Source organism: Pseudoalteromonas sp. Scap06 (genome assembly GCF_013394165.1).
GTDB lineage: Bacteria > Pseudomonadota > Gammaproteobacteria > Enterobacterales > Alteromonadaceae > Pseudoalteromonas.
Genome location: NZ_CP041330.1, coordinates 1534924 through 1549260, shown reverse-complemented (window position 1 = coordinate 1549260; position 14337 = coordinate 1534924). Strand labels below are relative to the sequence as shown.

11 protein-coding genes are annotated in these 14337 nt (G+C 41.2%); 4 read left to right on the top strand and 7 right to left on the bottom strand.

Features of this window, described 5'->3' with window-relative positions; translation table 11 throughout:
- Positions 1–104: 104 nt before the first annotated feature.
- Entirely contained in the window at positions 105–566 is a 462-nt protein-coding gene (locus tag FLM47_RS07055; RefSeq protein WP_076920240.1) for a hypothetical protein, read from the bottom strand.
- Between the two features lie 113 nt (positions 567–679).
- On the opposite strand from FLM47_RS07055, the gene FLM47_RS07050 reads away from it, so the two are divergent.
- From FLM47_RS07050 to FLM47_RS07040, 3 genes are all read left to right on the top strand, one after another.
- Complete coding sequence (locus FLM47_RS07050; protein ID WP_178955982.1) at positions 680–2470, top strand: ABC transporter ATP-binding protein/permease; 1791 nt, start codon at positions 680–682, stop codon at positions 2468–2470.
- A gap of 197 nt (positions 2471–2667) precedes the next feature.
- Positions 2668–4746 (top strand): M13 family metallopeptidase, encoded by a 2079-nt coding sequence (locus FLM47_RS07045; protein ID WP_178955980.1) that lies wholly within the window; start codon positions 2668–2670, stop codon positions 4744–4746.
- 166 nt (positions 4747–4912) lie between these two features.
- A complete protein-coding gene (locus FLM47_RS07040; protein WP_008110544.1) occupies positions 4913–5626 on the top strand; it encodes a YebC/PmpR family DNA-binding transcriptional regulator in 714 nt (237 codons plus the stop codon).
- Between the two features lie 220 nt (positions 5627–5846).
- Here the strand turns inward: FLM47_RS07040 and FLM47_RS07035 are convergent, their stop codons facing one another.
- The 6 genes from FLM47_RS07035 to glk form a co-directional block, all read right to left on the bottom strand.
- The gene (locus tag FLM47_RS07035; protein WP_138569581.1) at positions 5847–6971 is read right to left on the bottom strand and encodes a sterol desaturase family protein; all 1125 of its coding nucleotides are present in this window, start codon (positions 6969–6971) and stop codon (positions 5847–5849) included.
- 136 nt (positions 6972–7107) lie between these two features.
- Positions 7108–8112, bottom strand: a complete 1005-nt coding sequence (gene gap, locus FLM47_RS07030; RefSeq protein WP_008110546.1) for a type I glyceraldehyde-3-phosphate dehydrogenase — start codon at positions 8110–8112, stop codon at positions 7108–7110.
- Positions 8109–8741, bottom strand: coding sequence for a bifunctional 4-hydroxy-2-oxoglutarate aldolase/2-dehydro-3-deoxy-phosphogluconate aldolase (gene eda / locus FLM47_RS07025; RefSeq protein ID WP_138569579.1), 633 nt, complete (start codon positions 8739–8741; stop codon positions 8109–8111). Before eda ends, gap begins: the two co-directional genes overlap by 4 nt.
- A gap of 33 nt (positions 8742–8774) precedes the next feature.
- Positions 8775–10625: a phosphogluconate dehydratase gene (edd, locus tag FLM47_RS07020; RefSeq protein ID WP_178955978.1), complete on the bottom strand. Its 1851-nt coding sequence runs from the start codon at positions 10623–10625 to the stop codon at positions 8775–8777.
- Positions 10626–10963: 338 nt separating this feature from the next.
- The gene (locus FLM47_RS07015) at positions 10964–11977 is read right to left on the bottom strand and encodes a LacI family DNA-binding transcriptional regulator (RefSeq protein WP_010389842.1); all 1014 of its coding nucleotides are present in this window, start codon (positions 11975–11977) and stop codon (positions 10964–10966) included.
- A gap of 29 nt (positions 11978–12006) precedes the next feature.
- A complete protein-coding gene (glk, locus tag FLM47_RS07010) occupies positions 12007–13005 on the bottom strand; it encodes a glucokinase (RefSeq protein ID WP_138604847.1) in 999 nt (332 codons plus the stop codon).
- Between the two features lie 292 nt (positions 13006–13297).
- Here glk and FLM47_RS07005 point away from each other — a divergent pair, with 292 nt between their 5' ends.
- Positions 13298–14314 (top strand): LacI family DNA-binding transcriptional regulator, encoded by a 1017-nt coding sequence (locus FLM47_RS07005; protein WP_138687080.1) that lies wholly within the window; start codon positions 13298–13300, stop codon positions 14312–14314.
- Positions 14315–14337 lie beyond the last annotated feature (23 nt).

The window sequence follows — 14337 nt, the reverse complement described above, 5'->3', positions numbered from 1 at the left end:
ATTCCTTATTACTAGGCATAGCCCAGTAACGTACCTATTAGGCACAATTAATCTGCAGGTCAAAACGCGATGCGTTAAAACCAATTAACATTAAATAAGGAACTTTAAGCGTGGTAGGTAGTTACAGCGGTGTATAACAGATTAGCGTCTTTCCAGCCGCTCAAGCGCGACTTTTTACTTTTAAATACCCAAGTATACCAAGGCTGATTTATAGTGACTGCTTGCGGTCGCAAAAAAATATGCCTACAGCCATTTAGGGCAAAAAACTCATGCACTACATCGTATTCAGGATCGCCCTGCGCACTATGTAAAAATAAAAATGAGTTATTGGCTGTTAGCCTAGGCTGATGCGCAGCAAAATCAGAATGCTTTGAGTTTTTATGCTGTAAATCGCCAAGCGATTTTGTAGGTACGGAAATGTTAGTTAAATGGTCAACATTAATAACATCGCTATAACCGCTTTGGTTACTGTTTAATTCGTGCTTTACGCCCATAGCATGGCTTTGCACACTAAAGAGTGCAGCAAAAAACAAGCAAGTAGCTAAAAAAACGCGAAATTTAAACATTGGTCATTTAAAACTAAAATAAAGGATAGCTAGTATATAAGGGCAGCTAATTAAAATACAATAGCCGTTCTTAAGCTAATTCATTTATATAAAAACAAATACTGAGATCCTCGATGCGCTCCAGACAAAGTTCAGTAAAACGCCCCGACGCCATGAATTTAAAACAAAGCATTCAAACTCTTTGGCCTTATATCACTAAATTTAAAGGCCGTGTGCTGATTGCTATATTAGCGCTAGTCGGTGCTAAAGGCGCGACATTACTCATGCCATGGGCTTTAAAAGAAATAATTGATTCGGTTGATAAATCAATTAACCCACTACTGCTTGTTCCTACTTTATTACTCGTTATGTACGGCGCATTACGCTTTGCTAGCGTATTTTTGGGTGAAGTACGCGATGCGGTATTTTCGCGAGTCACCGAGCATGCCATGCGAGATATTGGCCTTAAAGTGTTTAAACATTTGCACTCGTTAGATTTAGCCTTTCATTTAGACAGGCAAACTGGCGGTATAAGTCGAGACATAGAACGCGGCACCAGTGGCTTAAGCTTTTTAATGCGCTTTTTAATGTTTAATATTGTGCCCACGTTGTTTGAAATAATAACTGTGGCGATTATTTTTGGCAGCTTGTTTTCTATTTGGTTTGCGCTGATCACCCTATTGGCTGTGGCTATTTATATTTTTTTTACCGTGACGGTTACCCAATGGCGAAACCGCTTTATTCGTGAGTCAAACGCTGCTGATAATCAAAGTAACACCCGTGCCATCGACAGTCTATTAAATTACGAAACCGTAAAATACTTTAATAATGAACAGCATGAAGCCCAAACTTACGACACATTTTTAGCAACCTGGGAACAAGCACGATTAAAAAACAGACTCTCGTTACTGGCGCTTAATTCAGGGCAAGCACTGATCATTGCATGTGCGATAACCGCATTAATGTGGCTTGGAGCCAATGAAGTGGTTACCGGCGAGTTAACGATTGGTGAGCTGGTAATGATCAATGCGTATATGATCCAATTATTTTTACCGCTTAACTTTTTGGGATTTGTGTACCGTGAAATACGCCGTGCCCTTACCGACCTTGAAAACATGCTTGGGTTATTAAATACCTCCCCCAAAATAGCAGATAGCGAAACCGCGCAACCATTAGCACTCAAAAATGGGGCAATTAGCTTTGAAAACGTCAGCTTTAGCTACGATAGCAAGCGTCCTATTCTTAAGAACGTCAGTTTTAATGTAAACTCTGGTGCTAAGGTAGCGGTTGTAGGTGCTAGTGGCGCAGGTAAAAGCTCGTTAGCCCGCTTGTTATACCGTTTTTATGAACTTTCATCGGGCGCTATAAAAATTGATAATCAAGCCATAAACACGGTCACCTTGGCAAGTTTGCGTAAAGCTATTGCCATAGTGCCGCAAGATACTGTGTTATTTAATACCAGTATACGCGAAAATATTCACTACGGCAGACCCAGCGCCAGTGAAGATGAAGTAAACAAAGCTATAAACATGGCGCATCTAACAAACTTTATTAGTAGCCTAGATAAAGGCGATAAAACCTTAGTAGGTGAACGCGGACTAAAAGTCTCTGGTGGCGAAAAACAACGTATTGCTATTGCTCGCGCTATTTTAAAACAATCGCCAATTTTAATTTTTGACGAAGCCACTTCCGCGCTCGACTCACAATCTGAACAAGCCATATTAAACGCTATGCAAGAGGTTGCCTCTAACCACACAAGTATTGTTATTGCGCATCGCTTATCAACAATTACCGATGCCGATACTATTATCGTGCTTAAGGCGGGAGAAGTAGTAGAGCAAGGTAAACATGATGAATTACTAATGCAAAATGGTGAATATGCGCATATGTGGACCTTGCAACAAAAACAGTCAAAGGCGCAATAAACTAAGCCTCTCGGGTACGATTGAAGTATCTGAGTGCTTTTTTGCTATTTTGCTAGTATTTCATTTATCTTATCGACCGGTACGGTTATTCACCTCAAAAGGTTTGTTTGCAGTGAAGTTATCAATACAATCAAGTAGCTATTTTTATAACAAAAATATATAACGAATTAAATAACGTGAATTCATAGGGGAAAGTAATGAAAAAAAGTTTAATTGCAGCGGCACTCGCCGCTACATTTATTACCGGCTGTTCTGAGCCACAAACAACAAAAACTGAGCAAGTAGCAGCAGTTGCAGAAAAACCACAAGCAACAAAGCAAGCCGAATTAGGCACGTTTGGAGTTGATTTAACTGCGCGTAACGAAGCTGTAAAACCAGGCGACGATTTCTTCATGTACGCCAGTGGTTCATGGTACGACAACTACGAAATGCCAGCAGATAAAACCCGCTACGGTGCATTCTCTGCGCTAGCTGAGCGCAGTGAAGATCGCGTTAAAGAAATTATTGAAGACATTGCAGCACGTGAAAACTTAAACGCCGAAGAGCAACTGGTCGCTGACTTTTATAATTCGTACATGGATACCGAGACACTTAATAAACTTGGTATAACGCCAATTAAGCCGTTGCTTAACGACATCAATTCGGTTGCCTCTACTGATGATTTGGCAAAAGTATTTGGCCAATCTTGGCTTACGGGTGTAAGTGCACCACTTGGCGGCGGTATGTGGTTTAACCGTTTAGATCCCAATAAATACGAAATGTCATTAGGTGCAGGTGGCTTAGGCTTACCCGATCGCTCATACTACCTTGAAGATGCAGAACGTTTTGTAAAAACTCGTGAAGCGTATGTGGCACATATTGCCGATATGCTTAAATTTGCAGGGGTTGATAATACCACAGAGCGTGCACAAGCGATTTTAGCGCTTGAAACCAAAATTGCAGAAGGTCATTGGCCTCGTGAAAAACGCCGTAATCGTGATTTAACCCTAAACCAAGTAAAACGCGATGAGTTAAGTACACAATACCCAGGATTTAACTGGGATTTATACTTTGCGCAAACAGGTTATAAAGTACCACAATTAAACGTATCGCAGCCTGAACCTGTTAAAGCCATGATTGACTTAATCAATAACGAAGATTTAAGCGTATGGAAAGACTACCTAACGTATCATGCAATTAATGGTAACGCTGAGCTGTTGTCTGAAGAGATATTTAACACCAATTTTGCTTTTTTTGGTAAAGAATTGAATGGTCAACAAGAGCCACGTCCACGCTGGAAACGCGCTATCAGCCAAATGTCAGGCACCAGCTCATTAGGCTTTGCAATTGGTAAAATTTACGTAGATCGTTATTTCCCTGAGTCATCTAAGCAACAAATGTCTGAGCTTGTTGAAAACTTACGCACAGCCCTTGGTGAGCGTATTGATAACTTAGATTGGATGGGTGCAGAAACAAAAGTGAACGCGCGTGCAAAATTAGCGGCATTTGTGCCAAAAATTGGTTACCCAGATGAATGGCAATCGTATGAAGGCTTAAGCATTAGCAACAATGACTTAATGGCTAATGTAAAAAATATGCGTGAGTTTTTCCAGGCTGAAAGTGTAGAAAAAGAGCTGAAAAAGACCGATCGTAATCGTTGGGGCATGACACCACAACGTGTTAACGCTTACTACAATAGTTCATTTAACGAAATTGTATTCCCTGCCGCTATATTACAACCACCGTTTTTCGATCCAAATGCAGATCCAGCAGTAAACTACGGTGGCATTGGCGCTGTGATTGGCCACGAAATGGGTCATGGTTTTGATGATCAAGGCTCAAAATCTGACGCTAACGGCATACAACGTAATTGGTGGACTGATGAAGATCGTGCTGCTTTTGATGCCAAAGCTGACAAACTGGCAGCTCAGTACAGCAAATACGAACCAATTCCAGGTAACTTTGTAAATGGCCGCAACAGCTTAGGTGAAAATATTGGTGATGTGGGTGGTTTAGCCATGGCTTATCATGCTTACAAACTAAGCCTAAATGGTAAAGAAGCACCGGTAATTGATGGTGTAACCGGCGATCAACGTTTCTTCTTAGCATGGGCACAAGTATGGAAAGAAAAACGTACTGAGCAAAGCATGTTAAACCAATTACGTGGTGGTACTCACGCACCAGGTCGCTTTAGAGCACAAGCACCTCGTAACCACGACGCTTGGTATAAAGCATTTGATGTAAAACCAGGTGATGAGTTGTACCTACCAGAAGAAGAACGCGTTCGTATTTGGTAATACCCTGACAACCGTTCATCGTTTGTAACAAATAAATAGCCCGCTTATGCGGGTTGTTTTATTTTTGGCTACTAACAATACTTACTAGCCCTGCCCGGCATTTACCTTTAGAATATGGGCTTGCAAATTTTTATCAATTATTTATACATATTAAGGCGAAACGCAGATGGGAAGAGCTTACCAAAACAAAAAAGATTCAATGGCTAAAACTGCGGGTGCTAAAACTAAAGTTTATTCAAAATACGGTAAAGAAATTTATATTTGTGCTAAAAATGGCGGTGTTGATCCAGACGGAAACCTAGCACTACGTCGTTTAATTGAACGTGCTAAAAAAGACCAAGTACCGGCTCACGTAATTGAACGCGCCATTGATAAGGCTAAAGGCGGCGGCGGTGAAGACTATGCAGCCACGCGTTACGAAGGTTACGGCCCAGGTAATTGCATGATTATTGTTGATTGTTTAACCGACAACAACAAACGTACTTTTGCTGATGTACGTGTATGTTTTACCAAAGCAAACGCTAAAATTGGCGCACAAAATTCGGTATCACACTTATTTGATCACCTTGCTATTTTTGTATTTGACGGTGACGACGATGAAACCGTACTTGAAGCGCTGATGATGGCAGATGTTGATGTTACCGACGTTGAAGTAGAAGACGGCAAAGTAACCGTATTTGCACCGCACACTGAATACAACAATACCCGCACAGCACTTGAAGAAATGGGTGTGACAGAATTTGACGAAGACTTAATTGCCTTTGTACCTCAAGTTGAAGCCCCTATTGAAGGCGAAGACGTTGAAGTTATGGAGCGCTTTTTAGCCATGCTTGAAGATTGTGACGACGTACAAAACGTTTACCACAACGCTCAATTTTAATCGTTAAGCAAATAATCTGAGCTCTGGATAGTAAATCTATCTTCAGCGACAACTGCGTTGAGTTTACTTGCGATAGGTTATGTTTAAAGGCCAACTTAGTTGGCCTTTTTGTTATTTGTAGAATGGATTAGTTAATTGATAACCCCTCACAACTAGGGTCTGTTGGCTTTTATAGTTGTATGCGGCCATGAATCTTGTGGCCACAATCTAAAACTACAGACTATTTTTGTTTTTTAAACGGGTAAATTTGTTGCTTTAACATACCTACAGGCATGTAGTCCCCGACAACACCATATTCTTTAGGCCACTCTGCTTGGCCTTTTACCGCAGTACCAAATAAATAATCTAAAAACGAGAAATGGGCTGCATAATTTCGATCAATGGCAGCTTTATCGGATGCGTGGTGCCAATGGTGAAACTGCGGAGTAACCATAAAATATTTTAACCACCCAAATTTTACATTCACGTTTGCATGATTAAATACGGCTTGAAAACCAACAATAATTACATATAAGCTGATTATTTGCTGTGAAAACCCCAGCACAAATATAGGGGTTAACACTAAACTACGGGTGATCAGTATTTCTAAAATATGCTGACGGGAGCCCGCTAGCCAATCCATTTCTTTGGCACTGTGATGCACACCATGAAATCGCCACATAAATGGCACTTCGTGATAAGCACGATGTGTCCAATACTGCATTAAATCAGCCACCAAAATAATTAAAAATAGCTGTAGTATAAACGGCATTTGCGCTATGTAAGCTTGCAGTGTGCTCGAAACCGCCCAACCAAAACCATAATGAACAAAATGATTAGTAACCAGTAATACAAAGCCAACTATTAAGTGATTCACAAAGAAGTGGTTTAAATCCCCGCGCCATTCACTACGAAGTATTTTTTGCTCTTTTCGATGCGGAAGTAGTTTTTCAATTAAGATAAAAATTAAGGTAGAGCCTAGTAAGTCTAATATAAACCAATCTAAGCCAATATAAGGAGTGTTATCTGCAAAGTCATTTACTTCAACATTCGGGCCACCAAAGCTAATGGCCAGTACAATAAAAAACCACGCAGTTGCCCCTAAGCGCTTATTCGTATTTCGTACAAAATTAAGTAACCCTAAGCTACCGGAAATAATAAGAGCAACAAACATGAGCTGACGTAAAAAGTCGACGCTATAGCTTTTGCGTAGTTCTGGAGTCGTTAAATATTCCGGAAAGTGGAATGCAAGCACTCCTAAGCAACTTAATATCGCTAAAAAGCAAGCAATATAACCACTGATATTACCCTCACCAATTTGCAGGTGACTAGTACGAAATATTTTTTTAGTGACATGTTTTAGCATTATTTTCCTTAATATAATATGCAGTTCCCTATTCTAATGCGCACATTCTAGCAAACTTTGGGCTAACTAAAACACAAAAAAAGCCACGCAGTGCGTGGCTTGGCTGGATAAAGTAAAATTTAACTACACGGAAAAATTATAAATAAGCACCCAGCGCTTTAACTTGATCTAACATGCGGTTTGAGAAACCCCATTCGTTGTCGTACCACGCCATTACTTTAACTAATTTACCATCAGCACGCGTTTGCGTTGCATCAAAAATTGATGATGCTGGGTTATGGTTAAAGTCGATAGAAACAAGCGGCAGCTCATTGTACTCTAAAATACCTTTCATAGAGCCAAACGCAGCATCTTTAACTACTTGGTTAATTTCTTCAATACTTGTGTCACGCTTAGCAATAAATGTTAAATCAACTAACGACACATTAATTGTTGGTACACGTACCGCCATGCCATCTAGTTTACCGGCAAGTTCAGGCAGAACTAATCCAACCGCTTTTGCAGCACCCGTTTTAGTTGGGATCATAGATTGAGTCGCACTACGCGCGCGGTATAAATCTGGGTGGTATACGTCAGATAAGTTTTGATCGTTGGTGTAAGCATGAATGGTGGTCATGCTACCTTGTTCAATTCCTACCGTATCGTTAATTGCTTTAGCAACAGGCGCTAAACAATTGGTTGTACATGAAGCATTAGAAATAATGTTGCTATCGGCATTAATTACATCGCTATTTACACCGTGAACTACGGTAGCATCCATATCTGTACCAGGAGCCGATACCACTACTTTTTTAGCGCCTGCTTCAATGTGCTTGTTAGCTGCTTCGCGAGAAGTAAATAAACCCGTACATTCAAGCACAATATCAACGTTTAGTGCTTTCCACGGTAAATTAGCAGGATCACGTTCTTGCGTTAGCGTGATCACATCATCGCCAATTAGCATGGTGTTGTCTTTTAGCGTTACTTGCTGTGAAAAACGACCGTGTACTGAGTCAAACTGAGTCAGATGAGCATTTACATTAGCTGGGGCTAAATCGTTAATAGCCACAATTTTAATTTCATTATTTTGCGCTGATTCGTACAGTGCACGCAATACATTACGACCGATACGGCCGTAGCCATTAATTGCTACATTAATCATTTTTGACTCCTATTAACTTCACATGCTTGGCGAGCAAGCGTTTCAATGGCTTGCCAGTCTTTATTTTCAATAAGTTGTTTATCTAACATCCACGTACCACCTACGCAAATAACATTGTTAAGTGCTAAGTAATTAGGGGCAGTCGCTAAACTAATGCCACCAGTTGGACAAAAAGTAATATCAGGTAATGGGCCGCCAATCGACTTAATCATCGCTGTACCGCCTGCGGCTTCTGCAGGAAAAAACTTTAAAAATTTAAAGCCATGCGCTGCCAAGTTCATCACTTCGCTTGGGGTAGCTGCACCGGGTAAAAAAGGGATAGTTGACTCTTTTGCCAATGCTAACAGTTCATCACTTACACCAGGGCTCACCATAAAGTCAGCGCCCGCTTCTACTGACGCGTTAAAGCTTGCTTTATCAACCACCGTGCCAGTGCCCACATATGCCTCTGGTACTTCAGCTTTCATTAACTTTACAGCTTGTGCAGCAATTGGTGTACGCAGTGTAATTTCAAGTGCTTTTAAGCCACCGTTATACAACGCTCTTGCAAGTGGTGCAGCATCTTCTAGTTTTTCGATTACCACCACTGGCACAACGGGTGCCGATGCTAAGATTTTTTCAATACTCATTACTTGTTCCTCATTACCCAATATGGCTAATTATTATTCAAGTCCAAAAGCACTTGCACCTAAATCGGCACTGCTTACGATATTTCTAAATCCAGTAAATAATTCACGGCCTGTACCAAATGTTTGGCTTGCTTGGCTAATTTGTAGCTCACGCTGTGCAAGCTCTTCGTCGCTTACATGCACTTTTAAAATACCATTTGGCGCATCTAAAGTAACAATATCGCCTTCATGGATTTTAGCTATAATGCCACCTTCTACCGCTTCAGGTGCTAAGTGGATTGCCGCTGGTACTTTGCCTGATGCACCCGACATACGTCCGTCGGTAACTATGGCCACTTTATAACCCTGATCTTGTAATGTTGCCATTACCGGCGTGAGCTTATGAAGCTCTGGCATGCCTTTAGCCTTAGGGCCTTGCTCTTTAAGAACAGCAATGAAATCTTGGTTAAGCTCACCACGGGTATAAGCGTCTTGTAACTCACCTTGTGAGCTAAATACTTTAGCTGGTGCTGACACCACTTGATGAGATTCTGCAACGGCTGATACTTTAATAACCGCCTTACCTAAGTTACCAGTTAGTAGCTGTAAACCACCTTGCTTGCTAAATGGATTGCTTACAGGACGAAGTACTTCTTCATCATGTGAGTTTTCAGGACACGCAACCCATTTAACTTTACTAGGGCCATTGGCATCACTCATAATCAAGTTATCGTCTTTATCAAGCAGTGGCTCACACATGTAAGGTGCAAGACCTTCGCCTAAAATAGTAGTCACATCTGTATGTAGGTAGCCAGCACTGGCTAATTCACGCATTAAGAAGCCCATGCCACCGGCTGCTTGGAAATGGTTCACATCTGCTGAGCCATTAGGGTAAATACGCGTCAGTAATGGTACAACCGCTGATAAATCAGACATGTCTTTCCAAGTAACCTGAATACCAGCCGCTTTTGCAATCGCCACAATGTGGATTGCATGATTGGTTGAGCCACCAGTTGATAGCAAACCAACGAGGCCATTAATAATGGTTTTTTCGCTGATCACATCCGCTAAACACGGGCCATCTTTGTTTTCTGTAAGCTGCTTGAGCATGGTCTCAACTGCATTACCCGTTAAGCCATCACGCAATTCTGTGTATGGATTAATAAACGAGCTACCTGGTAAGTGTAAGCCCATAATTTCCATTAACATTTGGTTTGAATTTGCAGTGCCATAAAACGTACACGTACCCGCACTGTGATAAGATGCGCTTTCTGCCTCTAATAACTCATCGCGAGATACTAAGCCTTGTGCAAACTTTTGACGAATACGTGCTTTGTCTTTGTTTGGAATACCTGACTGCATTGGTCCTGCTGGTAAAAAATACACAGGCAAATGGCCAAATGATAAAGCGCCAATTAATAGGCCTGGAACAATTTTGTCACATACACCTAAACAAAACACACCATCAAACACGTCATGCGATAACGAAACCGCAGTAGACATAGCAATAACATCACGAGAGAAAAGCGATAGTTCCATGCCGTCACGCCCTTGGGTAACGCCATCACACATCGCAGGAACACCGCCAGCAACTTGCGCGGTTGCGTCAAATTTAGTGGCAATGCTTTTAATTAAATCTGGGTATTCTTTGTAAGGCACATGCGCAGATAACATGTCGTTGTATGAATTAATAATTGCAAGGTTTGGCACCTCATCTGCTTTTAAACGCGCTTTGTCATCGCTGCTGCACGCAGCCATAACATGGGCAATATTGCCACAACCTAAACCAGCACGAACTCTTGTTTGTTTTTTTGCGTGCGAAATACGATCTAAATAGGCTTGACGGGTTTGTTTACTGCGCTCAATAACGCGTTCTGTGACTTCTTGAATTCGAGGGTGCAACATAATTTTACTCATCTCTATTCGTTAGAGGATAAAGGCTCAGTAACAATTATAGACTCCACGAAAATAACTGTACTGAGCATCTTTGACTTACCCGTTCAAAGGTACGCTACCAGGGAGCCTCTCACAACAACCCTGACACCGGTGTCAGGGTATTAACGCATGACACTGACACCGGTGTCAACCCTGAGTAATAAAAATAGTCCTTTTTTTTAACATGTACAATAAATAAACGTGAATTTTTAGTGAAATACCAGCGGCAAATAATGAAGATTAAAAATGCAGATAAAAAAAGCCCGAGTAAGCGTCACTCATACTCGGGCTACTGTGAAAAAGCGGTTTTATTTTACGGCTGCGGTTGACTCTCGCGTGATTAATTTTGCTTCTAAAATCACTTTGTAAGGCGACTCTTGCGGCTCAATAATGTGGGTAATTAACTGGGTAACAGCTTGTTTTGTCATTTCTTCTACAGGTTGCGCTATAGTCGTTAGGCCTGGCCAAATATGACGCGCTATGGGGGCGTTATCAAAGCCAGCAATAGAAATGTCATCTGGTACACGTAAATTACGCTGTGTAGCTAATTTAAGAACGGCTGCTGCCATGTAATCATTCGATGCAAATACAGCCGTAGGGCGTGGCGATAAATCTAAAATACTACGCGCACTGTCTACCCCTGAGTGATAACTAAAGTTCCCCTCTTCAACTAAGCGTTCGTTAAATTCAATACCATGGCTTGCTAGTGCGCGCCTGTAGCCTTTAAAACGTTGCTGTGTAGCACTGTGATCTGGGTGACCTTTAATAAACGCGATAGAGGTATGCCCTAAGTTTATTAAATGTTCGGTAATTTCAAATGCGCCCTGCTCGTCATTACTGGTAACAGAAATAGAGTCATCTTCTAAAATAGCAGAAGCCACTCGAGCATAAGGAATTTTTTTAGACTTTAAAAAATCAACCAACTCTGAAAAGTCACAAAATGGCGGCGTAAGCACTAAACCATCAAGGCGTGATGACTGCAATAGCTGCTCTATGTTGTTAATGAGTGCATCACCTCTGAGCTCACAAGGGTGAATCAACAAGTTATAGTTGTTTTCTTGGCATGCAGCTAATGCGCCTGTTTGCACACGGGTAATATAACTTTTACTTGGATTGTCGTATAAGCAACCAATAATAAAACTACGGTTTTGTGCAAGTCCTCGAGCAATGGGATTAGGTGTGTAATCAAGCTCTTTAAATACCGCTAATACTTTTTCACGTGTGGCCGCACTCACATTTGGTTCGTTATTCAATACGCGCGATACTGTTTTTTTAGATACACCGGCATAACTGGCAACGCTATTTATAGTGACTTTTTTCATCTATTTATTTCCAAATGTATGCAACGTAATTAAACCTGTTGACTCGTATGCAAACACGCGGCAGCACCAATTAAAGGAATGTTGTCTTGTGTTACTAAAGTGACCGGAATTTGGCCTGTATATTGCGACATAATGCCCTTTTGTAAAAAACGCTCAATAAAACGGCTTTCTAGTAAACGAGCCTGCATTCTTGGCAATATGCCACCACCAATGTAAAGCCCACCAAGAGCGCCATAAGCAAGCGCCAAATCGCCAGCAACACTGCCAATCCAATCGCAAAACTGATTAAGCGTTGCGTCACACACTTCACATTCACCGCTATTGGCTAAGCTGCTAATTTGCGCCGCATCTAAATTTTTTGCAGCCACCCCTTTAACCGCCGCCATAGCTTTATATAAATGAGCAATGCCTGGGCCAGAAAACACCGTTTCTACCGATACATGTGGGTGGTCTTTTTTAAGCTCTTGAATAAGTTGAGCGTCAAGTTCGTTTACGGCCGACAGTGAAATATGGCCGCTTTCTGAGCTCATTACCGCACACGAATGTGCTGTACGCACTAAACACGCAGCACCAAAGCCTGTACCTGGTCCCATTACACCAATATTAGCAGTGTCATCTGCTTGGCCAGGTTTAACCGTTACGTTTTGAGAAAGGTCTAAGTACGGAGCAGCGTAAGCAAAAGCAGCAAAGTCGTTTATTATGCTTAATTGTTCAAAGTCAAAATGATGTTTAATATCATTAACGCTAAAGTGCCAACCTAAGTTAGTTAAGTGAACTTGGCCTGCGTTAATTGGACCTGCTACGGCAAGACATGCGCGCTTAGGATTTATATGAGACACTGTTGATAAATAATACTCAGTGGCACTCTCGAGTGATCCATAACTAGCACTTGGAAACGTATGGTTATGTTCAATGGTAAATTGATTACTTGATTCGTCGAACCCAGTTATCAATGCAAAACGGGCGTTTGTACCGCCTATATCGGCAACCAGAATAGGCTCAAAGTGTGTGCTAGAGTGTAAACCCATAGTGTTATCTCTTTTGTTTAAGTAATGAGTACTTATTATTTTAATGGGGTATCCATTGATACTTATTTACTTTGAGCTATCACCTCAAAGCAGCTATCACTGTAAAAAAAGGCTACCTTTAATAATAAAGGTAGCTAATACGTTTTGACAACAAAATGATAAAACACCCTCATTGTGACACCGGTGTCATGTTAAAATCAATAAAAAAATGCCTTTATTGACAAATAAGCTTGAAAAAAATCATTAATAAACGAGAATAGCCCCTTATTGTCCTCTTAAGTAAGTAATCGTGATGAAAGGTAAAGCCACCTCATTTGATATAGCCCATTATGCTGGGGTGTCTCAATCTACAGTTTCTCGTGCTTTACGAAATAGTCCTTTGGTAAATGATGAAACCCGAAGACGAGTTCATGACATTGCCAAAAAGCTTAATTACAAAGTTGATAAAAACGCCAGTAACCTGCGCACTCAACAAAGCAGCACCCTAGCGTTATTGTTGTTTGAAGATCCTACCTCTGACGAATCGCAAATAAATCCGTTTTTTTTAGCTATGCTGGGCAGTATTACTCGGGCCTGCGCTAAAGAGGGTTATGATTTACTTGTGTCATTTCAATCGGCCAGTGCTGATTGGCAGGCAGACTATGAAGACAGTCACCGTGCAGATGGCATCATTTTATTAGGTTATGGCGACTATATAGACTTTCAGCCTAAATTTAATACTTTGCTTGAACAAAACACCAAGTTTGTTTGCTGGGGAGCAAGTGTTGATAACCGCCCCGACTTAACCATAAGCTGCGACAACTATGGAGGCGGAAAGCTAGCCGCTGAGCATTTGTTGGCACATAATCGCAAAGATTGCGCGTTTATAGGTGATGCCTCTGATCATAGCCCCGAATTTTTTGCCCGCTTTAATGGCTTTAAAGACGCGTTACAACAAAATGGCATTACACTTAATGAGCGTAAAATTGCCAATGCTATCTCTACCGAAGAATCAGGCTATCATGCCACTCGTTCGTTAATTGCTAATAACATTACCTTTAATGCACTTTTTGCAGCCAGCGACCTTATAGCAATTGGCGCAATACGGGCATTAAAAGAAGCCAATATTAACGTACCAAAAGATGTAGCCGTAATCGGCTTTGATAATATATCTATTGCCAGTTATATTAACCCGCCGCTAACAACCATAGAACAAAATACCACTATTGCTGGGCAAATGTTGGTTGAAAACCTATTAAAGCTCATTAGGGGTGAGCAAGTGCAAAGCACCCTACTACCACCGCGTTTAATTGCACGTGGCTCAAGCTAATTCATTCAGTAAAACCACTTTTA